Annotated in this window: 17 protein-coding genes and 2 pseudogenes; 12 read left to right on the top strand and 7 right to left on the bottom strand. The window is 64.1% G+C overall.

All coding sequences use genetic code 11. The features are described 5' to 3' along the window. Window positions 1–9: 9 nt before the first annotated feature. Together KIH81_RS02100 and KIH81_RS02105 are read right to left on the bottom strand one after the other, a co-directional pair. Window positions 10–1095 (bottom strand): AAA family ATPase, encoded by a 1086-nt coding sequence (locus KIH81_RS02100; RefSeq protein ID WP_214303854.1) that lies wholly within the window; start codon window positions 1093–1095, stop codon window positions 10–12. Between the two features lie 52 nt (window positions 1096–1147). Then, window positions 1148–1846, bottom strand: a complete 699-nt coding sequence (locus tag KIH81_RS02105; protein ID WP_214303855.1) for a uracil-DNA glycosylase — start codon at window positions 1844–1846, stop codon at window positions 1148–1150. A 114-nt stretch (window positions 1847–1960) separates the two neighbouring features. On the opposite strand from KIH81_RS02105, the gene KIH81_RS02110 reads away from it, so the two are divergent. From KIH81_RS02110 to groL, 3 genes are all read left to right on the top strand, one after another. Continuing rightward, a complete protein-coding gene (locus tag KIH81_RS02110) occupies window positions 1961–2650 on the top strand; it encodes a LytR C-terminal domain-containing protein (RefSeq protein ID WP_214303856.1) in 690 nt (229 codons plus the stop codon). A gap of 216 nt (window positions 2651–2866) precedes the next feature. Next, the gene (locus tag KIH81_RS02115; RefSeq protein ID WP_094667229.1) at window positions 2867–3103 is read left to right on the top strand and encodes a cold-shock protein; all 237 of its coding nucleotides are present in this window, start codon (window positions 2867–2869) and stop codon (window positions 3101–3103) included. 247 nt (window positions 3104–3350) lie between these two features. Then, window positions 3351–4976 carry a chaperonin GroEL gene (groL, locus tag KIH81_RS02120; protein ID WP_214303857.1) on the top strand — a complete coding sequence of 542 codons (1626 nt, stop codon included), beginning with the start codon at window positions 3351–3353 and terminating at the stop codon, window positions 4974–4976. A 172-nt stretch (window positions 4977–5148) separates the two neighbouring features. Here groL and KIH81_RS02125 read toward each other — a convergent pair whose 3' ends face one another. Then, window positions 5149–5439 (bottom strand): WXG100 family type VII secretion target, encoded by a 291-nt coding sequence (locus KIH81_RS02125; RefSeq protein ID WP_109056619.1) that lies wholly within the window; start codon window positions 5437–5439, stop codon window positions 5149–5151. Window positions 5440–5660: 221 nt separating this feature from the next. Between KIH81_RS02125 and KIH81_RS02130 the strand changes: the two genes are divergently transcribed. From KIH81_RS02130 to KIH81_RS02150, 5 genes and pseudogenes are all read left to right on the top strand, one after another. Next, window positions 5661–6383, top strand: coding sequence for a TPM domain-containing protein (locus KIH81_RS02130; RefSeq protein ID WP_214303909.1), 723 nt, complete (start codon window positions 5661–5663; stop codon window positions 6381–6383). Then, a complete protein-coding gene (locus KIH81_RS02135; RefSeq protein ID WP_109056621.1) occupies window positions 6376–7107 on the top strand; it encodes a response regulator transcription factor in 732 nt (243 codons plus the stop codon). The genes KIH81_RS02130 and KIH81_RS02135 overlap by 8 nt, the downstream gene beginning before the upstream one ends. Before the next feature lie 58 nt (window positions 7108–7165). After that, a pseudogene (locus KIH81_RS02140) lies at window positions 7166–9322 on the top strand (sensor histidine kinase); the annotation flags it as partial. 276 nt (window positions 9323–9598) lie between these two features. Next, the gene (locus KIH81_RS02145) at window positions 9599–9988 is read left to right on the top strand and encodes a cold-shock protein (RefSeq protein ID WP_109056622.1); all 390 of its coding nucleotides are present in this window, start codon (window positions 9599–9601) and stop codon (window positions 9986–9988) included. Window positions 9989–9998: 10 nt separating this feature from the next. Beyond that, window positions 9999–10760: pseudogene (locus KIH81_RS02150) on the top strand (DUF3027 domain-containing protein); the annotation flags it as partial. A gap of 1071 nt (window positions 10761–11831) precedes the next feature. Here the strand turns inward: KIH81_RS02150 and KIH81_RS02155 are convergent. After that, entirely contained in the window at window positions 11832–12797 is a 966-nt protein-coding gene (locus KIH81_RS02155; protein ID WP_214303859.1) for a universal stress protein, read from the bottom strand. Window positions 12798–12951: 154 nt separating this feature from the next. On the opposite strand from KIH81_RS02155, the gene KIH81_RS02160 reads away from it, so the two are divergent. Beyond that, the gene (locus KIH81_RS02160; protein WP_236029151.1) at window positions 12952–15570 is read left to right on the top strand and encodes an ATP-dependent Clp protease ATP-binding subunit; all 2619 of its coding nucleotides are present in this window, start codon (window positions 12952–12954) and stop codon (window positions 15568–15570) included. Between the two features lie 202 nt (window positions 15571–15772). Here the strand turns inward: KIH81_RS02160 and KIH81_RS02165 are convergent, their stop codons facing one another. After that, a complete protein-coding gene (locus tag KIH81_RS02165; protein ID WP_214303860.1) occupies window positions 15773–17461 on the bottom strand; it encodes an acetolactate synthase large subunit in 1689 nt (562 codons plus the stop codon). Window positions 17462–17640: 179 nt separating this feature from the next. Here KIH81_RS02165 and KIH81_RS02170 point away from each other — a divergent pair, with 179 nt between their 5' ends. Beyond that, entirely contained in the window at window positions 17641–19491 is a 1851-nt protein-coding gene (locus KIH81_RS02170; RefSeq protein ID WP_214303861.1) for a bifunctional metallophosphatase/5'-nucleotidase, read from the top strand. 194 nt (window positions 19492–19685) lie between these two features. Here KIH81_RS02170 and KIH81_RS02175 read toward each other — a convergent pair whose 3' ends face one another. Next, window positions 19686–21137: a DUF349 domain-containing protein gene (locus tag KIH81_RS02175; protein ID WP_109056830.1), complete on the bottom strand. Its 1452-nt coding sequence runs from the start codon at window positions 21135–21137 to the stop codon at window positions 19686–19688. 100 nt (window positions 21138–21237) lie between these two features. Here KIH81_RS02175 and hisS point away from each other — a divergent pair, with 100 nt between their 5' ends. Further along, window positions 21238–22638 (top strand): histidine--tRNA ligase, encoded by a 1401-nt coding sequence (gene hisS / locus KIH81_RS02180; RefSeq protein WP_214303862.1) that lies wholly within the window; start codon window positions 21238–21240, stop codon window positions 22636–22638. Between the two features lie 33 nt (window positions 22639–22671). Next, complete coding sequence (aspS, locus tag KIH81_RS02185) at window positions 22672–24471, top strand: aspartate--tRNA ligase (protein ID WP_214303863.1); 1800 nt, start codon at window positions 22672–22674, stop codon at window positions 24469–24471. 248 nt (window positions 24472–24719) lie between these two features. Here aspS and KIH81_RS02190 read toward each other — a convergent pair whose 3' ends face one another. After that, window positions 24720–26306 (bottom strand): ATP-binding cassette domain-containing protein, encoded by a 1587-nt coding sequence (locus KIH81_RS02190; protein WP_214303864.1) that lies wholly within the window; start codon window positions 26304–26306, stop codon window positions 24720–24722. Window positions 26307–26516 lie beyond the last annotated feature (210 nt).

Raw genomic sequence — 26516 nt, forward strand, 5'->3', positions numbered from 1 at the left:
TGCTTTGACTCACGGAACGGGAACGGTCTCGACGATCTTGTCCACGATCTGGTCGCTGACCACGCCGTCCGCCAGCGCCTCGAACGTGAGCACGATGCGGTGGCGCAGCACCTCGTGGGCGAAGGCCTTGATATCCTCAGGCACCACGTAGTCGCGGCCGGACAGGAGGGCGTTCGCCTGTCCGATGCGCGTCAGGGCGATGGTGGCGCGGGGCGAGGCGCCCAGGCGGACCAGCGAGGACAGCCCCTTGATGGGGCGGGAACCGGCGCCACGGGAGGTGGCGGCGATATCCACCGCGTACCGCATGATCGCGTCGGACACATGCACGCGGCGTGCGGCGCGGCGCAGGAAGTCCACGTCCGTCACGGAGATGCGTTCGCCGGTGATGGTGTCCGGGCCGATCATATCGGAGCCGCGGCGGGTGAGCATGGCGAGCATGCGCGTCTCCTCGTCCGCGGAGGGGTAGGTCATGATGGCCTTCATCATGAAGCGGTCCATCTGGGCTTCGGGCAGGTTGAACGTGCCCTCCTCCTCGATGGGGTTCTCGGTGGCGATCACCATGAACGGCTTGGGCAGCTGAATGCGCTGGCCGCCGATCGTGGTGGCACCCTCGGCCATGGCCTCCAGCATGGCCGACTGGGTCTTGGCGTTGGAACGGTTGATCTCGTCCAGCAGCACGAAATTGGCGTGGATCGGGCCGATCTGCGTGGTGAACTTCTGCGAGGCGAAGTCGAACACCTGTGTGCCGGTCAGGTCCGAAGGCATGAGGTCCGGGGTGCACTGGACACGCTTGAACGAGCCGGACACGCAGGTGGCCAGCGTCTGTGCGGCCGTGGTCTTGGCCAGGCCTGGCACCGATTCGATGAGGATGTGGCCGCCGGCCACCAGGGTCACGATAAGCGACTCACGCAGATTGTCCTGTCCCACCAGCGTCTGCGCGAAACGCGCGCGGATGCTGTCCGCCAGCGCACGTGCGCGCTTGGTGTCGTCGGCGCTCAGCGCCGGGGTCTGGATCATGGGCTGGCCGGCCGGCGGCATGGCGGGCCGGGGCAGCGGTTGTGGGGGCATGTTCGGTTGCGTGGGGAACAGAGTCATGCCCACCACTGTAACGACTCACGCTGACGGCGGTCGTGAAACTTCACCGGAATCAAGCCGAAGGAAGAGTCCAATCCACAGGTTCCGCACCCATGTTGATGAGGGCTTGGTTGGCGCGGGAGAAGGGCCTGGAACCGAAGAAGCCACGGGAGGCCGACAGCGGACTCGGATGCGGGGACTTGATGATGAACGCATTGGTGAGCAACGGTTCGAGGCTCTGTGCATTACGCCCCCAGAGAATCGCCACCAGCGGCTTCGGCTTGCCGTCGTCATCCGTGCGGGCGTTGAGCGCACGGATCGCGGCCTCGGTGACTTCCTCCCAGCCCTTGCCCTGATGCGAGTTCGGACGGCCGACTCCCACGGTCAGGCACCTGTTGAGCAGCATGACCCCGCGCTCGGTCCACGGTGTCAGATCGCCGTTGGAGGGCATCGGCACGCCCAGGTCGTCCACCAGCTCCTTATAGATATTGATCAGGCTCTTCGGCAGCGGGCGCACGTCCGGCGCCACGCAGAAGCTCAGACCCACCGGGTGTCCCGGCGTGGGATAGGGATCCTGACCCACGATGAGCACCTTGATGGAATCGAAGGGGATCGTGAAGGCGCGCAGGATATTGTGGCTCGCCGGCAGCCAGGGGCGTCCGGCGGCGTTTTCGGCCCTGAGAAAATCGCCCATGCGGTGAACGGTGGGCTCCACATCCGCCAGAGCCTCGGCCCAGCCGGGCTCGACCAGATCTCGTAAAGGTTTAACCATGGCTCACCACTGTAGCCAAAGGCGGCAGCTTTGCGGCCCGGCGTGGCACGATAATGCGATTTGACGCTTGCCGGGTTAGACTCATGGGTAGTTTTTCATACAGGAAGGGCGGCCATGGCACGCGACAAGATGACCTATGACTCTTACGAACGGGATATCTTCGACAATCCGCCGAAGGGGCCGGTGGGCGTCCACCGTGGCTCCCGCCCGCTGATGGCACGTCTTGCGCCGTTCCTCGTCGTGATGCTGATCGCCGCACTCGCCGGCGTGGGCGCGTGGCTGTTCGTGTCCGGCGAATACAAGGTGATTCTGGGCCAGTCCACCTCCCAAAGCGAGACGGCGAGCAATGCCGATAGCGCCGATAATAAGGACTCCTCGAATACGTCCACGAACGATTCCGGCGATTCCGCCAAGAAGGACACGTCCTCCTCGGACGCCAAGGACTCATCTTCCGACTCCACGCAGTCGGACTCCACCAATTCCACGGACGGCACCGACCAGAACGCCCAGCAGTCCGAGCAGACCTCCACGGTGAACAAGGCCACCCAGGTGCTCGTGGTCAACGCCACAGGCATCCAGGGCTACGCCGGCCAGCGGTCCGACGTGCTGCAGACCTCCGGATACACGAGCGTGACGGCGGCCAACCCCGACGGGACGCTCACCATGCCCACCTACACCGTGGTGTGGTATCAGAACGAGACCGACAAGGCCACCGCCGAGGACGTGGCGAACACGCTCGGCATCGCCACCGTGGAGCAGGCGCAGGGTCTTGCCGTGCCGATCACCGTGGTTTTGCTCAACTAGCGTAAATCCAAGCAAAACCTAGGAAAACAGCCCCGACCGGGTGTGAACGTTCTCATGTTTTTGGACGTTTTCGTATTGAATTGGTTGGGAATGTTCCCTCTTCACTGTACAATCGTGCTCTAGTCGCGAGGTAGGGGGAGCGCGATGCGGTTCTTTCTACGTTCCCTATAGGTATGTGTCGCGACGCCTATAAAGGGAACAAAGGAAAGATCAGATATGGCACAAGGTACCGTGAAGTTCTTCCTTGCCAAGAAAGGGTTCGGGTTCATCCAGCCGGACGGCGGCGGCGAGGACGTTTTCGTGCATTACGCGGAGATCAAGGACGACGGCAGCACCAATAAGTTCAAGATGCTGTACGAGGGCGATCGCGTGGAGTACACGCCTGTCCCGTCCGGTAAGGGCACGCAGGCGAAGGACGTGGTGAAGCTGTCCTCCGGTGAGGACCGCGCCTGATACCCGGCGCATGCAAGGATGCGCACACAGAGCCTCGACCGCACAGGCGGCCGGGGCTTTTCTGTATTTTCATGCCGAGAGCACAATCGCCGGGGCCGATGTTGGCACTCGGCACCCGTGAGTGCTAATGTCTGGGTTAGCACTCGGAGGTCGAGAGTGATAACCGGCAGCTGACGGCCGGGGGTCGGTGCTCGGCATCCACGAGTGGACACTGTAAGTACGCAGCCATTTGGAGGAACGCACAACCATGGCAAAGATCATTGCTTATGATGAGGAAGCCCGTCAGGGTATGCTGGAGGGCCTCGACAAGCTCGCCAACACCGTCAAGGTCACCCTGGGCCCGAAGGGCCGCAACGTGGTGCTGGACAAGACCTACGGCGCCCCGACCATCACCAACGATGGTGTGTCCATCGCCAAGGAAATCGATCTTGAGGATCCGTACGAGCGTATCGGCGCCGAGCTGGTCAAGGAAGTCGCCAAGAAGACCGACGACGTCGCCGGCGATGGCACCACCACCGCAACCGTGCTGGCCCAGTCCCTGGTTCACGAGGGCCTGAAGAACGTGGTCGCCGGTTCCAACCCGATCGCCCTGCGTCGCGGCATCGAGAAGGCCACCGAGGTCATCGTCAAGGAGCTCGTCGCCGCCGCCAAGGACGTCGAGACCAAGGACCAGATCGCCGCCACCGCCACCATCTCCGCCGCTGACCCCGAGGTCGGCGAGAAGATCGCCGAGGCCCTGGACAAGGTCGGCCAGGATGGCGTCGTGACCGTCGAGGACAACAACCGCTTCGGCCTGGACCTCGACTTCACCGAGGGCATGCGCTTCGACAAGGGCTACATCGCCCCGTACTTCGTGACCAACGCCGACGACCAGACCGCCGTGCTGGAGGATCCGTACATCCTGCTGACTTCCGGCAAGGTCTCCTCCCAGCAGGACATCGTCCACGTGGCCGAGCTGGTCATGAAGACCGGCAAGCCGCTGCTGATCATCGCCGAGGACGTTGACGGCGAGGCTCTGCCGACCCTGATCCTGAACAACATCCGTGGCACTTTCAAGTCCTGCGCCGTCAAGGCCCCGGGCTTCGGCGACCGTCGCAAGGCCATGCTGCAGGATATGGCCATCCTGACCGGCGCTCAGGTCGTCTCCGACGAGCTGGGCCTCAAGCTCGACTCCATCGACGTTGACGTGCTCGGCCACGCCAAGAAGGTCATCGTCTCCAAGGACGAGACCACCATCGTCCAGGGCGCCGGCTCCAAGGAGGACATCGACGCTCGCGTGGCCCAGATCCGCGCCGAGATCGAGAACACCGACTCCGACTACGATCGCGAGAAGCTGCAGGAGCGCCTGGCCAAGCTGGCCGGTGGCGTGGCCGTCATCAAGGTCGGCGCCGCCACCGAGGTCGAGGCCAAGGAGCGCAAGCACCGCATCGAAGACGCCGTGCGTAACGCCAAGGCCGCCATCGAGGAAGGCCTGCTGCCCGGTGGTGGCGTGGCCCTCGTTCAGGCTGCTGCCAAGGCCGAGAAGGATGAGGCCGTCACCTCCCTGACCGGCGAAGAGGCCACCGGTGCCGCCATTGTGTTCCGCGCCATCGAGGCCCCGATCAAGCAGATCGCCGAGAACGCCGGTGTCTCCGGTGACGTGGTGATCAACAAGGTTCGTTCCCTGCCGGACGGCGAGGGCTTCAACGCCGCCACCGACACCTACGAGGACCTGCTGGCCGCCGGTGTGACCGACCCGGTCAAGGTGACCCGTTCCGCCCTGCAGAACGCCGCCTCCATCGCCGGCCTGTTCCTGACCACCGAAGCTGTGGTGGCCAACAAGCCGGAGCCGAAGGCCGCCGCCCCGGCCGCCGGTGCCGACATGGGCTACTGATCCGCTAGGGATTAGTCGTTCCGATTAGCTGAAGAAAAGGGACTTCCTTCGGGAAGCCCCTTTTCTGTGTTTTCCCCGGATTCCTTCGCCGGACGAGGCTGTGCCCATCCACGAGACTCCCCTCAGTCGTCTTCGATGACAGCTCCCCTCAGAGGGGCGGCAAGGACAGGGGTTATGAGGCGAAGAGTCGCGAGGCCTGGGATTCGGCGTCAGCGTAGACGGTGGAGGCCTGGGTCAGCGAACGCTGGATGGACTCAAGCGAGGCCTCCATCTGCTGCTGGGCCGAACGCCATTGTGCGGCGACCGAGGTGAACTGGGTCGCCGCCGAACCACGCCACGCCTCCTGCAGACTGTTGAGATTGGTGTACATGCCGGCCACGGCCTGCCGGATCTGGGCGACCGAATTGGCCACGGCTGCCGAGGACGATTGGATCCGTTCCGAATCCACTTGATATTGGGGCATGATGCGCTCCTTTCGCGGCATTGGTGAATCATGGTCGATGACGACCGACAATGCCAGTACCGGCCGCTATGGTGGAGCCTATGGCACAAACGAATTGGGCAGAAGGAAAAACGGCCACTGTGGTTCCATCTTCGGAACAGGTGGCGCATATCGCCGGCAGGAAGTCCCGAATGTGGCTTGTCTGCTGCGTTTTCATGGTTGTCGCGGCATTACTGGGTTCCATGTGGATAAGCGGATTCGCCTATGGGGACAACTCGGACGGCACCACCGGCAGCGGCGATTCCTCGAGCTCTGACAGCGGCGTGACCATCACCGAGAACATCACGGACACCGAGAACCTGCTTGGCTCGCACGTCTCCGAGGTCTCCGATGCCATCGCCAACACCGAAAAGGAAGCCGATGTCCACGTGCACCTGCTCTATCTGTCCACCTTCAACAGCAAACTCACGCCGCAGAAGTGGGCCAAGAACGTGTTGGAATCCATGGACCCGAAGCCCAACACCGTGCTGCTGGCCGTGGCCTCGAACGACGGCAACCTGGTGGTGGCCGTCTCGTCGAACTCGGACGAATGGCTCAAGGACCAGGACACCGTGGACAAGCTCTCCGAAGCCGCCCAGCAGCCGCTGATGAAAAGCACGCCCGACTGGTCCGGCGCCGCCACAGCCATGATGGATCAGATCGTCAAATCACAGAAGACCTCCACCTCATCGTCCTCGGTGAAGATCGGCATCATCGTGATGGCCGCCGTGCTTGTGGTGCTCATCATCGTGGTGGTGCTGATGGTGGTGATCCGCGTGCGATCCGGCAACAAGAAGCCGCGTCGCGCCAGCGCCCAGCCGCTGAGCTGGCAGGAGAAGAAGGCCCGGAGAAAAGCCAGGAAGGAACTCCAAGGCGACATTCAGGAAACGCCCAGACGAACGCGACACTCTAGAAAGCATGAGTAAGCCTATTGAAGCATCGATCGTAGTTGTAGATGACGAGCCGTCCATCCGCGAACTGCTCGTCGCATCCCTTCATTTCGCCGGATTCGAGGTGAACACCGCCGCATCCGGTTCCGAAGCCATCGAAGTCATCGAGAAGGTGCAGCCGGACCTCATCGTCCTGGATGTCATGCTCCCTGACATCGATGGCTTTACTGTGACCCGCCGCATCCGCCAGGAGGGCATCGATGCGCCCGTGCTGTTCCTGACCGCGCGCGACGATACGCAGGACAAGATCATGGGCCTGACCGTGGGCGGCGACGATTACGTGACCAAGCCGTTCAGCCTGGAGGAAGTGGTGGCCCGCATCCGCGCCATCCTGCGCCGCACCCGCGAACAGGTGGAGGACGACCCGATCATTCGCGTGGCCGATCTGGAGATCAACGAGGATTCCCATGACGTGACCCGCGCGGGCCAGCCCATCGACCTGAGCCCCACCGAATACAAGCTCCTGCGCTACCTGATGGACAACGAGGGCCGTGTGCTTTCCAAGGCCCAGATCCTCGATCACGTCTGGCAGTACGACTGGGGCGGGGACGCCGCCATCGTCGAATCGTACATCTCCTACCTGCGCAAGAAGGTGGATGGCGTGACCTACACCGATGAGAATGGCGAGACCCGCAAGGTCACCCCGCTCATCGAGACCAAGCGTGGCATCGGATACATGATCCGCGAACCCAAGAACTGACCGCTACATCTTCGATATCATGAGTTTTCCCCGCATCCCATCCGGCCCCGCCGCGCCCATGCCCGCGCCCCCGGCGGCGGCCGGCCCCACCATGACCCCGGCGGCCGCGCGACTCAAGGAACAGCACGAACGCAAGAAGAACCTGTTCCTGCGCCATCTCGACCGCGTCTCCCTGAGCAGCAAACTGGTGGTGTGCACCATCGCCGTGCTGCTCATCGGCGTGACGGTGATCTCCTTCTCCATCCGCACGCTGGTGGGCAACTACATGCTGGAGAAAATCGACAAGCAGCTCAACCAGCAACGCGAACTGGTGTTCAACAACGTCGATCTGTTGTCCAAGAACGACTCAAGCGGCATCAACTCATACTTCCTGCAGATCCAGTACACGGACGGCACCACGGACGACAACGGCGACCCGCTGACGGTGACGCCGTTGCTGCCGCAGCTGCAGAGCGGCATCGTATCCATGCCGGTGCTGCCCACCAACGGCGACACCACCGGCATCAAACTCGGCCAGATCTTCACCGCACCGGCCGTGGCCAGGCAGGTCAAGGAGGTGCAGAGCGAAAGCAGCCAATCCACCTCGCCGGACAACTCCAACAATTCCGGTAATTCCGGTAATTCGGGTAATTCCAACGATTCCAATGGTTCCAGCGGGTCCAGTGGCTCGGGCGGATCCACGGATGGCCAGAATGGCTCGGACACGCAGAACGGTGGCGGCACGGGCGGCTCGGACAGCGCTTCGGGCAACGGGCAGACGGAATCATCGGGCGGCACCATCAAGATTCTCGGCAACCCCTCCGGCAATGTGAGCCATTCGGTTCTCGCTGCGGCCAACTCGCCGTGGCGCATCCTGCCGCTACAGTTCACCGGTCCGGACGGCAAGGGCGGTGAAAAGGTGCGTGGTGTGGTGTACATCGGTCTGTCGCTTTCGGACCAGATCGACATCATGAGCACGCTGACCCGTTATTGCATCGTCGTCGGCATCGCCGTGCTGCTGCTGGGCGGATCACTGTCCACGCTCATCATCCAGCACACGCTCACCCCATTGAAGCGCATGGAGAAGGCCGCCGCCAAGATCGCGGCCGGCGACCTGAGCCAGCGCATCCCCTCCGCACCCGAGAACACCGAGGTGGGTTCCCTGGCGGCGTCCCTCAACACCATGCTGACCCGAATAGAATCGAGCTTCCATGAACAGGAGGAGACGACCAACAAGATGAAGCGGTTCGTCTCCGACGCAAGCCATGAGCTGCGCACGCCGCTCGCCGCCATCCACGGCTATGCGGAGCTGTACAAGATGCAGCGCGACATGCCCGGTGCGCTGGAACGTGCGGACGAATCCATCGAACACATCGAGAAGTCCAGCCAGCGCATGACCGTGCTGGTGGAAGACCTGCTTTCGCTGGCCCGACTGGACGAAGGCCGCGGCATCGACGTGACGGGCACGGTGCGCCTCTCCTCGCTGGTGACCGACGCCGTGGACGACCTGCATGCGCTGGATCCCGAACGCGCCATCACCCGCCAGATCATCACGCTGGAGCCCGCACGCGACCTCAACCATCCCGCCACGCTCCATGTGGAGGAAGGCGACTGGCAGGACGTGACGCTGCCCGGCGACGCCTCGCGCCTGCGCCAGGTGGTGACGAACATCGTGGGCAATATCCACCGCTATACGCCCGTCGACTCCTCGGCGGAGGCCGCGCTCGGCGTGATGCCCGCCGCCATCGACCCGAAGCAGCTTGCCAGGATGCCCGCTACGGACGCTTCGTTGCGCCGGTTCATCGACGCCGCCGAAGTGGGGTCCTCGATGCAGACCGGTTACAAATACGCGGTGCTGCGATTCATCGACCACGGTCCCGGCGTGCCGGACGCATCCCGTTCGCAGATCTTCGAACGCTTCTACACGGCCGACCCCTCCCGCGCCCGCGAAAAAGGCGGCACCGGTCTTGGCATGGCCATCGCGCAGTCCGTGGTCAAGGCGCATCACGGTTTCATCTGCGCTACGGCCACCGACGGGGGAGGCCTGACGCTGACCGTGGTGCTGCCCATCGAACCGATGGCCCCGGCGGTCGCGGCCCAGCCGACTACGGCGGGGATGCCCGGCGGCAAGACGAAGGACGGCAAGTCCAGCAAGGGCGCGAAGAACGCCAAGGGCAAGCAGAAGTCATCGTGGTTCTCCGGCGAGGGCCGGTCCCAGACCGTCCAGCAGCCGGCGCAACCTGTGCAGGCGGCTGCTCAGGCCACTCAAGCTGCTCAGCCTGCGCAGCTTGCCGCCCAATCGACTCAGACGGTACAGTCCGGGCAGGTCGCGCAGGCGAACGCTGCGAACCAGGTGACGAATCCGAATCAGTCGGGCCAATCGGGCCGGGGCGGACGGTGAGCTTGACGGGTGACGGGCCTTCCGACTCAGCCCAAAGCATGAGGTCAAGCCCTGTGCGGTAAACTGGTACTTTGGTTTACTACTGATCTCAAGGATTAAGGAAGGTTTGCAATGCCCACCGGTCGAGTTCGTTGGTTTGACGCAGCCAAGGGATATGGCTTCATCACCAGTGAGGAAGGCAAGGACGTGTTCCTGCCGGCTCAGGCCCTGCCCGCAGGCGTGACCACGCTGCGCAAGGGTGCCAAGGTGGAGTATTCCGTGGTGGACGGTCGCCGCGGCCCGCAGGCCATGGGCGTGCGCACCATCGCCTCCGCCCCGAGCCTGGTCAAGGCCACCCGCCCGAAGGCGGACGACATGGCCGCCATCTGCGAGGATCTCATCAAGATGCTTGACACGGCCGGCAACACGCTGCGCCGCCATCGTTACCCCTCCGCAGCCGAAAGCAAGAAGCTGGCCACCCTGCTGCGCGCCGTGGCGGACCAGTTCGACGTACAGGACTGAAGATTTGTCTATGACTGATAACACCGAAACCGCAGCTGCGCCCGATCCGCGCGCCATCGCGCAGGCCGTGCTGCTCGAAGTGGCCGACGAGCCCGAGCAGGTGGGGAACTTCGTCGAGGCGATCGAACTCGAGGACCACGTCACCGACTTCCGCTTCCAGGCCGCCGTGCGCGGATACGAAGGCTGGCAGTGGTCGGTGACGCTGTTCCATGACATCGAGCTGGATTCCTGGACCGTCAACGAATCCTCGCTGGTGCCTACGGACAGCGCGCTGATGCCGCCTAAGTGGGTGCCGTGGAAGGATCGTCTGGAACCCACCGATCTTTCCCCCACCGACTCCATCGGCACCGATCCGGACGATGAGCGCATCGAGCCCGGCGAAGTGGAGGAGTCCTCGTTGGAGGACGTGAACGACGCCGTCCAGACCTTTCGGCTCACCCGACGCCATGTGCTGAGCCCGCTGGGCCGCGCGCAGGCCGCCAAGCGCTGGTATGAGGGCCCGCGCGGTCCCAAGGCGCTGAGCACCAAGACCGCCGAGGGCAACCTGTGCTCCACCTGTGGTTTCTTCGTGCCGCTGACCGGCGAGTTAGACCGCATGTTCGGCGTGTGCGCCAACAAGTGGAGCCCGGATGACGGCCGCGTGGTCTCGTTGGACCACGGTTGCGGCGAGCACTCCGAGATCGAGCCTCCGGAGCCGAGCCATCTGTGGGTGCAGTCCAAGCCGGCCTTCGATGACATGCATGTGGATGTGATCGCCTCCGTGAGCCGCAAACGCGGCAAGTCCGCCGATGAGAGCGAGGAATCCGAAGACGAGGAATCCACCGAGGATATGCTTTCCGGCGTGGTGGCGGATGCTGTGGCTGCTAACGCCGCGGGCGAGGATATCGCCGTCGCCGATGAGGATATGGACGACGCCGACGTTCCGGTGATTGCCGGGGACGATGACGACGATGCCGATTCGGATGAGGCGACCGAAGAGGACATCCTGCGCAACACCGAGCCCGACGATGGCGACGATCTGGACGATGAGTCGGATGAGGACGCCGATGGCATGATCGCCGTGGACGACGACGTGGCGCCGGGACTGGAGGCTGTGGTCGACCTCATCGAACAGCTGCGTCAGGCCAAGGCCGAGCGCGCTGATGCCGATGATGACGCGGATGACTCGGATGATGATGAGTCCGGCGAGTCCGAGGCTGAATCCGAGAAGGCCGAGCCGGAGGATTCCGAGGAGACGGAATCGACTGAGGACGAAGATCCGGAAGCCGAGGGCCTTGACGTCTCGGACACTGGGGAAGAGACCGGAGCCGGGGAGTCCGAGGACGATTCCGATGAACCGGATGTGACTGATGTGGCCGAGGAATCGACCGAGGACACCGTTGACGGCGGTGCCGACAATTCCGAAGACACGGAACAAGAGACGGCCGAGGAGCCGCTGGCCGGTCCGGAGGATGCGGACGACTCCGAAGCTGAGGATCAGGATGATGAACCGGTTGCGGATGAGGAACCCGAGTCGGATGTGACCGAGGAGCCGGTCGAGGATGCGGCGGGTGACGTGGCTGCAGAATCCGCAGAATCCGATGACGCGGAGGTTACTCCGGAACCGCAGGATGCGGACGCCGAACCGGGTACCGGGGATGAGCCTGCGACTGCGGCATCGGAAGACGAAGCCGAATAGATAAAGGCGGAATTGGCTCCCCTCTCTGAGGGGAGCCATCGAATGAAGTGAGACTGAGGGGAGTTACGGGCTGGTGCCTGGCGCTCCCCTCAGTCGGCTTTGCCGACAGCTCCCCTCGGAGAGGGGAGCCAATAATGTATTACTGCTATTTATCTGCCACTACGCCTAGTGCACCACGGTGACGGTGCATTCGGCGAAGTTGACGATCTGGCGGGAGACCGAGCCCAGGAAGTGGGCGTCGATGCCGGACAGACCGCGCGAGCCGACGATGAGGTGGCTGGCGTACCGGGAGGCCGCGATGAGTCCCTTGGATGCGGGGATATGGAAGGCGTTGGCCGTCACCGTGACATCGTCGGGCACCGTGACCTTCGCCATCAGCTCGGCCAGCATCTCCTCGGCCCTGCGCTGGCCCACATCCACCGGGGCCACGGCGTTCTCATAGCCGGGCACCGCGCCCAGATCCTTAAGTTGCCAGCAGAACAGCACGTTGAGCTGCCTGTCATGAAGCTGAGCCTCGCGCAAGGCGAAATCGAACGCACGGCGCGACGCCTCGGACCCATCCACGCCGACCACCACGGGTCGGCCGGATTCCTCCACAGGCGAGCCGGACTGCACGTAATGCACCTGCTTGGTACCCGGCGTCAGGGCATTGGCGATCGCGTCGGTCACGGACTCATCCTCGCTGCCGGCCATGCGCACCACGGTGACCGGCACCTCGGCCTCCTCCGCCAGCGAAGCGGACAGCGACCCCAGGAACCAACGCGCCACACGGCCCAGCGAACGACGACCCACCACGATCTGCTGCGCGTCGTGACCGATCTGCAGCAGCGCGGCAGTGCCGGACGCCTTCACGGACGTGAGCTTCAGCTTGGCGGGATCGAAATCGATGCCCTGCGCCGCGTGATCCACCCAGTCGCGCAGTTCGTTGGCGATCTCACGGCGGACCTTGGCCCACGCCTCGTCGCTGTCCGGCTCGGCGCCCATGTCCCACGAATGCGTCCAGCCGAACACGGCATTGACGCTCTGCCCGGTCATCGACGCCTCCTCCAGTGCCCACTTCAGCGCCGCGAAGGACTCATCCGAACCATCCACACCGACCACGATGTCGGCCTCGGTGTTCAATTCAGTCATCACAACCTCCTTTGGCATCAGTTTGGATGATGAATCATTACGTCCCAGCATATCGTTTTCTTTCCCGCTTACGGCGCAATTCATGGAATCAGGCGAATAAACGTCACCGTGAATCGGTAGAGTAAAACGGAATGTCAATTGAGGAAGGACAAGCATGTTCGAACGGTTTACCGACCGTGCACGGCGCGTGATCGTGTTGGCGCAGGAAGAGGCAAGATCCCTGCAGCACAACTACATCGGCACCGAACACCTGCTGCTCGGCCTGATCCGCGAGGGTGAGGGCGTGGCCGCGAAGGCGCTCGCCTCGAAGGGCGTGACGCTGGATGCCACCCGCAAGCAGGTCGAGGAAATGATCGGCAAGGGCAACGCGGCTCCGAACGGGCACATCCCCTTTACTCCGCACGCCAAGCAGGTGCTGGAGTTCTCGCTGCGTGAAGCGTTGCAGCTCGGCCATAGCTACATCGGCACCGAGCACATCCTGCTGGGCCTGATTCGCGAGGGTGAGGGCGTGGGCACCCAGGTGCTCATCAAGATGGACGTCGATCTGGGCGAGCTGCGCAGCGCCACCATCGATATGATCCGCGGCAATTCCGGTACTGGTTCCGCCGACGGCAAGGGAGACCTGGCCAATGCCGGCGGCGTGGCGGACAAGCAGAACAAGTCCGGTTCCGCCATCCTCGACCAGTTCGGCCGCAACCTCACGCAGGAGGCCGCCGAAGGCAAGCTCGACCCGGTCATCGGCCGTACCAACGAGATCGAGCGCGTGATGGTCGTGCTCTCCCGCCGCACCAAGAACAACCCGGTGCTGATCGGCGAACCCGGCGTGGGCAAGACCGCAGTGGTGGAGGGCCTGGCCCAGAAGATCAACGCCGGCGACGTGCCGGAAACCCTGAAGGGCAAGCAGGTCTACTCGCTCGACCTCGGCTCCATGGTGGCTGGTTCGCGTTACCGTGGCGACTTCGAGGAGCGCCTGAAGAAGGTCCTCAAGGAGATCAAGACCCGCGGCGACATCGTGCTGTTCATCGACGAGATCCACACCATCGTGGGCGCCGGCTCGGCCGACGGCGCGCTGGGCGCCTCCGATATGTTGAAGCCGATGCTGGCCCGCGGCGAGCTTCAGACCATCGGTGCCACCACCACGGACGAGTACCGCAAGTACATCGAGAAGGACGCGGCCCTCGAACGCCGCTTCCAGCCGATTCAGGTGCACGAGCCGACCATCGCCGAGACCATCGAGATCCTGAAGGGTCTGCGTTCCCGTTACGAGAACCACCACCACGTGACCATCACGGACGGCGCCCTGCAGTCCGCCGCCGAGCTGTCGGCGCGTTACATCCAGGACCGGCACCTGCCGGACAAGGCCATCGACCTGATCGACGAGGCCGGCGCGCGCCTGCGCATCAAGCGTCTGACCGCCCCGCCCGAGCTCAAGGAGCTGGACGAGAAGATCGCCAAGGTGGCCGCCGACAAGGACGAGGCCATCAAGGCACAGGACTTCGAGAAGGCCGCCACCCTGCGCGACAGCCAGGAGAAGCTGGAGGCCGACCGCAAGGCCAAGGAAAGCTCCTGGCGCGAGGGCGAATCCGATGTCAAGATGGTCGTGGACGAGGACGTGATCGCCGAGGTGATCAGCTCCACCACCGGCATCCCGGTGTTCAAGCTCACCCAGGCCGAATCCAAGAAGCTGCTCAACATGGAGGCCGAGCTGCACAAGCGCATCATCGGCCAGGACGAGGCGGTCTCCGCCCTGTCCCGCTCCATCCGCCGTACGCGCGTGGGCCTCAAGGATCCGAAGCGTCCCGCAGGTTCGTTCATCTTCGCCGGCCCCACCGGCGTGGGCAAGACCGAGCTGGCCAAGACGCTCGCCGAATTCCTGTTCGACGACGAGGACGCGCTCATCCGCGTGGATATGTCCGAGTTCTCCGAGAAGTACGCCGCTTCGCGTCTGTTCGGTGCGCCCCCGGGATACGTGGGCTACGAGGAGGGCGGCGAGCTCACCGAGAAGGTGCGTCGCAAGCCGTTCTCCGTGGTGCTGTTCGACGAGATTGAGAAGGCCCACCCGGACATCTTCAACACGTTGCTGCAGGTGCTGGATGACGGCCACCTGACTGATGGCCAGGGCCGTAAGGTGGACTTCAAGAACACCATCATCATCCTGACCACCAACCTGGGTACGCGCGACATCGCGAAGATGGCGAACACCGGCTTCAACCTCGGTTCCAACACCGAGTCGAGCTACCAGCGCATGAAGGAGCAGGTGAGCGCCGAACTCAAGCAGCAGTTCCGCCCTGAGTTCCTGAACCGTCTGGACGACATCATCGTCTTCAAGCAGCTTACCGAGCCGCAGGTGCGCCAGATCGTGGATCTGGACGTCAAGCAGCTCAACGACCGCCTGTTCGACCGTCACATGTCGCTCGAACTCACCGACGCCGCCAAGGACCTGCTCGCGCAGAAGGGCTTCGACCCTCTGCTCGGCGCCCGTCCGCTGCGCCGCGTGATCCAGCGCGACATCGAGGACGCCATCTCCGAGAAGATCCTGATGGGCGACCTCGCCGACGGCCAGCGCGTGGTGGTGGACGCCGAGGGCGAAGGCATCCTGGGCGAGTTCACCTTCAAGGGCGAGACGTTCGAGGACGCCAAGCCCACTGACGGTGCCGATGCTGATGGTACTGACGCTGGTGAAGGTGGAAAGCCCGAGCTAGTTGACGCCTCGGCCGCTGGCGACTCCGGTGCGGCTGATACCGGCGCAGCCGGCGAGCAGTCGGCCGAGTAAGGTCCGCTGACAGTCGATATAACGAGAGGGCTTCGATTCCGTGTGGAATCGAAGCCCTCTTTGTTGTGTTTCGGCTCCCTTCCTGAGCGGAGCCATCACGCCATAGAGCGACTGAGGAAAGTCATGTCCGGTATCAGCCTGATGCTCCCCTCAGTCAGCTTCGCTGACAGCTCCCCTCAGCGAGGGGAGCCAAAGGAATCGATCAGCCGGAGAAGTCCACCTCACCGAGTTTTTCGATGAGCTTCATGTTCTCCGAGTAATCGACCGGGCAGGCGATGATGTCGATGCCTGAGCCCGAGCGCAACGCGGAACGCAGGGTGGGGTAGAGCTGGTCGGCGAACTCGATGAGATGGCCCTTGGCGCCGAAGCTCATGCCGAGCTCCACCACGTCCGGGTTGTTGAAGTCCACGTACTCGTGGCTGCCGTCGTGCAGGTCCATCTTCCACTTGATCAGGCCGTACGCCTCATCCACCCACACCAGAATCACCATACGGGCGCCCACGCGCACGGCGGTCTCGATCTCCTGCACGTTCATCATGAACGAACCGTCGCCCATGACCGCGAGCACCGGGCGACCCGGGTTCTCCAACGAGGCAGCCACCGCACCCGGCAGCGTCCAGGCCATGGTGGACAGGGAATTGTCGATCACGCAGGTGTTCGAATAGTAGGTGGGGTAGAGGCGCGCCATCCACATCTTCAAGGCGCCCGTATCCACTAGGGCGATGTCCGTGTCCGTCTCCATCGCGCGGCGCGTGTCCGCCACGATGCGCTGCGGCTTCATCGGGAACGAATCGTCGTTCGCGTACGACTCGTATTCGGTCTGCAGCAGCTCGTGGATCTTCGGGTGCGAGACGCCGAATGTCACGCGCTCGGTCTTGAGCTGGGCGATGAGCGCGCTGAGCGTGGCATCGATGTTGCCCATGATGTTCAGGGCCGTGGAGTAATGCGCGTCCGTGTCCTCGATGAACGTGTTGATGTGGATGATCGTCTTGTCGTCGTTCGGGTTGATCTTCTTCGGATCGAACTGCTGGATGGAGAAGCCCACCGCAATGATGAGGTCCGCCTCATCGAACGCGAAGTTCTCGTAGTCGTGACGCATGAAGCCCACCACGCCAAGGGCCAGCGGGATACGGTCCGAAATCACGCCCTTGCCTTCGAACGTGGTGGCCACCGGCACGTTGAGCTGTTCGGCCAGCGCCAGCAGGCGGTTCTCGGCATGGCCGCGCGCCACGCCGTTGCCGGCAAGGATGATCGGGTGCTTGGCGCCGCGGATGATGCTCACGGCGCGGGCGATGGTGTCCTCGGTGGGCGCGAAGCTCATCGGATTGGGCAGCGGCAGCGGATGCGCGTCCGCCGGGGCCGGCATTTCGGCCACGTCCTCCGGCAGGATCAGGCAGGTGGCGCCCGGACGGTTGCGTTGGGAGATGGAGAAGGCCTTGCGCACCATTTCCGGCACGCTTGCCGGCTCCACGATCATCGAGGTCCACTGGGTGAGTGGACGGAACACGCTGACCAGATCGATGATCTGGTGCGATTCCTTATACAGGCGGGACACATTGCCCTGCGCGCAGATCGCCACCAGCGGCGTGGTGCTGGCGTTCGCCTGAGCCACCGGCAGAGTGAGGTTCAACGCGCCCGGGCCGAGCGTGGCTAGGCACACGCCGGGCTTGCCGGTCAGATGGCCCTGGGTGGCGGCCATGAAGCCGGCGCCCTGCTCGTGACGGGTCAGGATGAAACGGATACGGCCGTCGCGCTCGATGGCCTCCATGAGCGGGATGTTTTCCTCGCCGGGGATGCCGTACATGGTCTCGACGCCCTCGTTGACCAGGCATTCCACGAACAGATCGGCCACGGTACGGATATGGTTGGTGTTCTCAATCGCTGCATTCACGGTAGGGAAGTGTAACAGGCGGGATGTGCGATGTTCCGACGGGTATGTTGCACGGCAAAGTGGCAGTAACTGCGCGGATTGCGTTGGAATAAGAAGTTGCTAAGAGTTTACTTTGATGTTTATTCGGCACGGGGATCCGTTCAATCGCCGCTCCTACATTGCCAAGTGTGAGCAAGGGCATGAATCGCCGGCGCATGTGGTCCGGCAGGCGGTCGGGGGTCGTCCTCACCATCATCGTATCGACCATTCTTGCGGCTCTCGTGGCACCCAACGCAATCGGTGCCTCGGGAGCCGTTCCCTTTGACGGCGACGATCCGGCCAGCGGCACGCGCACGGTGACCATCGCCGACATCACCGATTTCCATGGCCATATCGAGCGCGGGGCCGATGTGGCCGCCGCCTTCACCTTGGCGGACAGTCATAATCCGGGCAATATGGTGGCCGTCTCGGCCGGCGACCTGGTGGGTGGCTCCCCATACGAATCCGCGGTCCAGCAGGACAAACCCACCTTGGCGATGGCCAGGACCTGGGGATTGACGATCTCCGCGGTCGGCAACCACGAATTCGACCGCTCCGTGGCGGACTTCAATAACCGCATCGCCGCGCCTGCCAACGGCATCGACTGGCTGTGCGCCAACGTTTCGACGGCCAACAAACGTCCGGACGGCAAACTGAGCCGGGTCAAGGACTACGTGATCCGCACGGTCAACGGCAAGCGGGTGGGATTCGTGGGCGCGCTCACCGACGCGCTCGGCTCGGTGGCCACGCCGCAGATCACGCGCGATGCCGACCTGGCCGAGCATGACGTGGACGCCATCAACCGTGTGGCCGGCGAACTCAAGCGTTCGGGCAAGGCGGACGCCGTGGTGGCGCTGTTACATGCCGACGCCTCCGCGGTCCGCGATATCGGGCGTGACGTGGATGTGGTGTACGCGGGACATTCGCACGCCGTCAAGCGTGACGTGACCGCGGGCGGCGCGCCGATCATCGAAGCGGGCAGTTTCGGGCGTGACGTGGCCGTGCAGGACCTCATCATCAAGGGCCATGGACCTCATGCCTCGGTGCGTGTGGTCGATGTGGACCTGGGCAATGGCGTGCAGCATACGGCGGTGCCCGGCGTGCTCAACGTGGAGGGCATGAACGCGCAGCCGGTTCGCCAGGCGGCGTGGATGAGCGCCGGTGGACAGGATGCCACGGCGATCACCCGTTCGCAGCAGGTGTATGCGTCGGCCGGCGCGTATGCGGCCAAGGTGGGCGGCAAGGTGATCGGCACCCTGGCCCATGGTGCCAATTTCGACAAGCGCACCTCGCCGGGCCATGAAGGCTCGGTGGGTATGCTCGTGGCCGACGCCAACCGTGAGTCGGTGATGCGGCATGTCTACGCCGGCCTGCGATTGCCTGTCGCCGGTTTTGCGAACGATGGCAGCATCAGGACCGCCCGGCTCGACATGGACGGGGACGGCCGTGTGACCGTACGCGAGGTGGACAGCCTGTTGGCGTTGCAGTTCAAGGCGGCGCATGAGACGCTGCGCGGCCGGGATGTCAAGGCCGTGCTTGCCCAGCAGTTCCGCCGCGGGGCGGATGGCGGAGTCAAGAGGCGTTGGATAGGCATCTCCTCGAACGTGGCGTACCGGTATGTGACCTGCGGGGGAGTGGACGACCCGTGTGCGGCCGAGGATGCCAAGGCGAAGGCCGGCAAGGGCGATCCGGACGATGCCGATGACCGTGACGGCGATTCGTCGCGGGGACAGCAACGCGGCAAGGCGGCGGCCGAAGCGGAGGAGAACTACGAGAGTGCTCCGGTGCGTATCGTAGATCTCACCATCGATGGCAAGCCAGTCGCCGATGACGATTTGGTGATCATCGCATCCAATTCCTATCTGCTGCAGGGAGGCGACGATTACACGGCCTTCCGTGCCGGCACCAACTACGGCGAGCTCGACATGTCCTATAGCCAGCCGTTGGCCGAATACCTTGCGCGGCATCCCGTGCTCGCGCCGCATGTGCCGGAAACCGGCACGGAGGCGTGAGATTGGTTCTTGGCTCCTCCCCGCTGGGGGACAGTTGAATGGCTAAAGGCATCTCCATGTAACGACTCCCCTCAGTCGGCTTTGCCGACAGCTCCCCTCGGGGAGGGGAGCCAAATGATAATGCCCGTCAGGAATCAAATCCTGGCGGGCATTATCTCATAGAGGCCTCAGTGGGAGCTCCTGAAAGCAGGAACTTACTTGATGGCGTTCAGCCACTGCTCCTTGGTGGCCTTCTCGGCCTCGAGCTTGGCCTTCTTCTTCGGATCGGACTCGGCGGCGATCTTCTCGTTGAGCTCGGTCAGCTGGGCGTTGAGCTGCTCCTCGAAGCTGGAACGACGGGCGTCGGTCTCCGGGTCGGTCTGCTTCCAGGCGGCATCCTCGACGGCCTTGATCTGCTTGTCCACGGCGTCGAGACGGTTCTCGATGCGGCGCATGTCGTCACGCGGCACGTAGCCGATCTGATCCCATTCGTCCTGGATCTTGCCGAGCTCCTGACGGGCCTTCTTGGCCTCGGCCTCGGTCTTGACCGGCACCAGGGCCTCGGCCTTGACCAGCAGCTCCTCCTTCTTGGCCAGGTTCTCCTTTTCGTCGGCGTTGATCTGGTCACGATCGGCCTGACGGGCGTTGAAGAAGGTATCGGCGGCCTCACGGAACTTGGCCCACAGCTCGTCGTCCTCGTTGCGGCCGGCGCGACCGGCCTTCTTCCAGCGATCCATCAGATCGTTGAACTTGCGGGAGGTCTCGCCCCAGGCGGTGGAGTCCTTGAGCTCGTTGGCCTCGGCGATGATCGCCTCCTTGACCTCCTTGGCGTGGTTGCGCTCGTTGTCGCGGGCCTGGGCCCACTTGCGACGGGCCTGGTTGAAGGTGGTGCGGGCGGCGGAGAAGCGCTTCCACAGGGCCTCGGCCTCCGGCTTGTCGATGCGCACGGTGGTGCGCTGGTGGTTCTGCCACTCCTCGAAGAGGTTGCGGAACTTGTCCGCGGTGGAACGCCAGTTGGTGTTGTCGCCCAGGGAAGCGGCCAGTGCCTCGGCCTTCTCGACGATCGCGGTGCGCTCGGCCACGGCCTTGGCCACGGCGGCCTTGCGGGCCTCGGCGATCTCGGCCTTCTTGGCCTCGCCGGCGGCCTTCAGCGCCTCGTACTGGGCCTTGAGTGCGGCAATGTCGCCCACGACGGCCGGCTCGGCGGTCTCCTCGCCCAGCAGCTTCAGGGAATCATCGATCTCGCGGGCCTTGACGTTCGGGGAGGTCAGGCGGCCGGCCAGCAGGTCGAGCTTGGCCTTGAGATCCAGGAAACGACGGGCGTACAGCGCCAGGGCCTCCTCCTTGGAGACGTCCGGGAACTGGCCGACCTCACGCTCGGCCTCGCCTTCCTTGACGAAGACGGTGCCGTTGTCGTCCACGCGGCCGAAGGACTCGGCGGCCTTGACATCCTCTTCGGAGTAGGCGACGGTGGCGGCGGCCGGGCCGGCGTTGTGACGCTTGGCGGCCGGGGTCTTCTTGGCGAATGCGGCGGGGGAGGGTGCATGCGGCTTCGGCACGGAAACCGGGGTCGGCTTTGCCGGGGTCGCCGCGGGTGCTGCGGGCGTCGCTGCCTGCTCCTCGGGTGCGATGGTGTGTTCGGTTTCGGTGACAGTTTCGTCGGCCATGGCCAGCTCCTTAACAAGCGGTAGATCAAGTGGGTGGGTCGCCTCGCATCCCGGATGAACGGGAGGCTTTGACGCAGCCCTCACTTATTATATTGATTTCGTGGCTAAAGGTGCATCAATATCAGGATTTCCGGAGTGGCTCCCCTCCGAACGTGTTGTGGAGCAGCGTGTCATCGACACGCTTCGTAAGGTTTTCGAGCTTAACGGCTTCATCGGCATCGAGACGCGAGCGGTGGAAACCGGCGCTTCCCTGCTGAAAAAGGGCGAGACCAGCAAGGAGATCTACCTGCTGAGCCGTCTGCAGGAGGTCGGTCACGAATCGGACACGCCGATCGAGGACCGACTGGGTCTCCACTTCGATCTGACCGTGCCGCTGAGCCGGTATGTGGTGGAGCATTCGGGAGACCTCGCGTTCCCGTTCAAGCGTTGGCAGATCCAGAAGGTCTGGCGCGGCGAGCGTCCGCAGGAGGGTCGCTTCCGTGAGTTCGTCCAGGCGGACATCGACGTGATCGGCGCCGGCGACCTGCCCGACCACTACGAGGTGGAGCTGCCGCTGGTCATGGTCTCCGCGCTGGAGGAGCTGCGCGCGTTCGGTCTGCCCAAGGCCACCGTGCACGCCAACAACCGCAAGCTGTCCGAGGGCTTCTACCGCGGACTGGGCCTGACGGACATCGAGGGCGTGCTGCGCGAGATCGACAAGCTGGACAAGATCGGCGCCGACGAGGTGGCCAAGCTGCTGGTCGAATCCTGCGGCGCCACCGAGGACCAGGCCCGCGCCTGCCTCGAACTGGCCGGTCTGACCGCCGCCGACGGCGCCGAGCTGGCCTCCAAGTTCGACGAGCTGTGCGCCGCGCACGGCATCGCCCAGGATTCCGAGGCCTACACGCTGGCCCGTCAGGGTCTTGACACCCTCGCCATGATCGTGGACGAGGCCGCCGCCATCCGCCCCGGCTCCGTGATCGCCGACCTCAAGATCGCCCGTGGACTCGACTACTACACCGGTTCCGTCTACGAGACCTTCCTCGACGGTGCGGCATCGCTCGGCTCCATCTGCTCCGGCGGCCGCTACGACAACCTCGCCTCCCAGGGCAACCGCAAGTACCCGGGCGTGGGTCTGTCCATCGGTCTGAGCCGACTGGTCTCGTACATGCTGCACACCGCCGGCGCGCACGCCAGCCGCGTCTCGCCGGCCGCCGTGCTCGTGGCCGTGTGGAATGAGGATGACCGTCCGGCCGCCAACCGCATCGCCGCCCAGCTGCGCGCCCGCGGCATCGCCACCGACGTGGCCCCCACCGCCGCCAAGCTCGGCAAGCAGATCAAGTACGCGGACAAGCTCGGCATTCCTTATGTATGGTTCCCGGCCTCCGCCGCGGACAGTGCCGAAGGTGAGCAGGCCACCGGCGACGAGGTCAAGAACATCGTCACCGGCGAGCAGGTGCCCGCCGATTGCACGTCGTGGGAGCCGGATACTGTGGTTGCCCAGCAAACCGTCGAAATCTGACGTATTCGAGTCAAATCGAGGAGAAACAAGACAATGAGCCAGACGGCTTACAGAACACATCATGCCACTGACGTGACCGAGGCCCTGGTCGGCCAGAAGGTCACCCTCGCCGGTTGGGTCGACCGCCGCCGCGACCACGGTGGCGTGGCCTTCATCGATCTGCGCGACAACACCGGTCTGGTGCAGGTCGTCATCTACGACGAGGACATGGCCCGCCCGCTGCGCTCCGAGTTCGTCATCCAGGTCACCGGCGAGGTGCGCCTGCGCCCGGACGGCAACGAGAACACCCACCTTGCCACCGGCAAGATCGAGGTCGTGGCCGAGACCATCGAGATCCTGGCCAAGTCCGACGCCCTGCCGTTCCAGGTGTCCACCGCCCTCGAGAACGAGTCCGAGAACAAGCTGCCCGGCGAGGACGTGCGCCTCAAGTACCGTTACCTCGACTTGCGCCGTCCGTCCATGCAGCACAACCTCAAGCTGCGCTCCGACATGGCCAAGGCCGCCCGCCACGCGCTGGAGGAGATGGACTTCACCGAGGTGGAGACCCCGACGTTCATCAAGTCCACGCCGGAAGGCGCCCGTGACTTCCTGGTGCCGGCCCGTCTGGTGCCGGGCTCCTGGTACGCCCTGCCGCAGTCCCCGCAGCTCCTCAAGCAGCTGCTCATGGTCTCCGGCGTCGAGCGCTACTACCAGCTTGCCCGCTGCTACCGTGACGAGGACTTCCGCGCCGACCGTCAGCCCGAGTTCACCCAGCTCGACATGGAGATGAGCTTCGTGGACCAGGAGGACGTGATGGCCATGGCCGAGAAGGTCATCGCCGCCATCTGGAAGACCGCCGGCTACGAGGTCCAGCTGCCGCTGCCGCGCATCACCTGGCAGGAGGCCATGGACAAGTACGGCTCCGACAAGCCGGATCTGCGCTTCGGCAACCCGCTCGTCGAGCTCACCGAATACTTCAAGAACACGCCGTTCCGCGTGTTCCAGGCCCCGTACGTGGGTGCCGTGGTGTTCAAGGGCGGCGCCGCCACGCCTCGCCGTCAGTTCGACGCCTGGCAGGAGTGGGCCAAGCAGCGCGGCGCCAAGGGCCTCGCTTACGTGGTCTTCGCCGAGGACGGCGAGCTTAAGGGCCCCGTGGCCAAGAACCTGTCCGACGAGGAGCGCAACGGCCTGCGCGAGGCCGTGGGTGCCGAGCCGGGCGACGCCGTGTTCTTCGCCGCCGGTTCCCGCGAGTCCTCCCAGCTCCTGCTGGGTGCCGTGCGCGTGGAGCTCGCCCGCCGCGAGGGCCTGCTCGACCCGAAGAAGTTCGCCTTCACCTGGGTTGTGGACTTCCCGCTGTTCAAGCCCACTGACGATCCGGACGACGACGATGTGGCCGTGGGCCACTCCAAGTGGACCTCCATGCACCACCCCTTCACCATGCCGTCCAAGGACTGGATCGACAAGTTCGACCAGGATCCGGAGCACGCCATGTCCGACTCCTACGACATCGTCTGCAACGGTGAGGAGATGGGCGGCGGTTCCGTCCGTATCCACCGCGACGACATCCAGGATCGCGTGCTCAACGTCCTCGGCATCTCCCCGGAGGAAGCCCAGGAGAAGTTCGGCTTCCTGCTCGAGGCCTTCAAGTACGGCGCCCCGCCGCACGCGGGCATCGCCCTCGGTTGGGACCGCACTGTGTCCATCCTCGCCGGTGCCGACACCATCCGCGACGTCATCGCCTTCCCGAAGGCCGGTGGCGGCCGTGACCCGCTGACCGGCGCCCCGGCTCCGATCACGGACGAGCAGCGCGCCGAGACCGGTGTCGACTACGACCCGGATTCCGACGAAGACTGATTCTCGCGCCGACTGAATGCGTGAATGATGGGCCCCGCACGGCTACGGCTGTGCGGGGCCCATCGTCGTATGCGCATCCGTATGTTGTGTGCCGGTGTCCATTACGTACATGATGTAGGGAAAGACGCATGATGTAGGGAATTTCACATGCTGTAGTGATGCAAAACGGCTTGTTTCCGCGGTTTTGCGAAAACGCATCCCTACACCATGCGAATTTCCCTACACCATGGGTCGGTCGTCGAGCCCGGCTACCGTCCGAAACCTGCGAGTCCCAGGAACCATTCGTCATGGGATACGACGATCAGCGCGCCCGGATACTCGGCCAGCAACCGCGCCAACGTCCTCTTGGAGGTCAGGTCAAGATGATTGGTCGGCTCGTCCAACACCATGAGCTGCGGCTTGGCCGGCAACGCCAGGCATAACAGCAGCTTGCGCAGCTCCCCGGGCGACGGCCGCCCCGTGGCCAGCAATCGGTCCGGATCCGCATCAAGCCGTGCGTACGCACTCAGCACCTGTGTCCTGGTCTCAGCCGGCAACGCGAGCAGCCGCTCCATGGTATTCACCCGGTCCTCGTTCGTGGTGTTCTGCGCGATTGCCAAGCATGGCACGTCGGCGGCGTGCGCGAGCATCGCACCCATGAGCGACGACTTGCCCGCACCATTCGGCCCGGTCACGGCAATATGGTCGCGTGGCCCAATCGAAATCGCCGGGATCATGAGTCCCGCCGCCGCACCGCCGCCCTCAGACGGCGATAAGCGGATGCGATCACCCGAACGAGCCGTCCGGCATAGCGAGTCCGCCGATTCGCCATCGCCGCTCGACACGGATACGGACGCTTCACCGAACCGAATCACGCCCGGCCCGAGGCGGATGAGCTCGCGGCACCGAGCCGGTTCGATATCCATCCAGAGCGCGCCCTCATATCGTTTGGCCGGCACCGAAGCCGAATCCGCAGCCCGTTTCGCGGCGGCAAGACGTCCGTCAAGCTGGCTGTAGGCGCGCGTCACGCCACGGTCAAGTCCGGTCATTTTGGCCAATTGCCGGCGATTGCGGGCGTCATGATCCTTACGTTCGACACGTTCGCCGTGCTGTTTGTCCGATTCCACCTGTTGCACCTTCGCGAACCGTTGCGCCTTCACGGCCGCCAACCGGGCGACTTCCCGCCGTGCTTCATCCGCACGCGCCACGTCCGCACCGTTCCGCAGCTCCATCTGCCGGGAGGCTTCGGAATATCCGCCGCGAAGCGTGGTCACCACCGTCATGTTGCGCGCCCCCACATGTCGCCGCTCGAACATGACGCAACGAGCACATGTCGCATCAATCAGCTCCACATCGTGCGACACCACGATGCCTATGTCGCGATATCCGCGCATAGCGGAGACGATGCGTTCGCGGGTCTCGGCATCGACATGATTGGTCGGTTCGTCGAGTATCAGCACGTCAGGGTGCAACGCGAGCGCACAGGCGATTTGCAATCGTTTCCGTTCCCCACCGGAAAGATTCGCATATCGGTACGGCCAATCGTCCGCGACTGCCAGGTCGTCGCGTATGGCGATCGACTCGGGCGACCAGTCGGCGGCGAACTCCTCAAGGTTTTCCGGCGCGTCGGCCGTATCCTGCGGGCAGTATCCGACGATCATCCCCCGAGAATCCGGCGTGACGGTTCCTGCATCGGGCCTCAGCCTGCCGTGCGCGATCGCCATCAACGTGGATTTGCCGATGCCGTTATCGCCCAGCACGGCGGTCCAGCCGATGGGAAACGCCGCGTCGACCCGTTCGAACAACGGTTCCGGAGCATCGGGATAGGTGAAGGTGATGCCATTCATCGTGAGCATTGTCGGTTGCATAGGTCATGCCTTTCCTCGGGCCCCGTTGCGTCGACATCCGCATGGAATGCGCATCCTGCCGGGAATCAGGCAGAAAGCACACGCGGATCACTGACAAAACAACGAGACGTTTTCGGCGTGCCGGCCACAAACGATGATGATGCGATGACGGTATGGAACCAATGATGACTGCGACGAAGTCCGGTGGGACGAACGCCT

The organism is Bifidobacterium miconisargentati (assembly GCF_019331675.1).
In the GTDB taxonomy this organism is placed as follows: domain Bacteria; phylum Actinomycetota; class Actinomycetes; order Actinomycetales; family Bifidobacteriaceae; genus Bifidobacterium; species Bifidobacterium miconisargentati.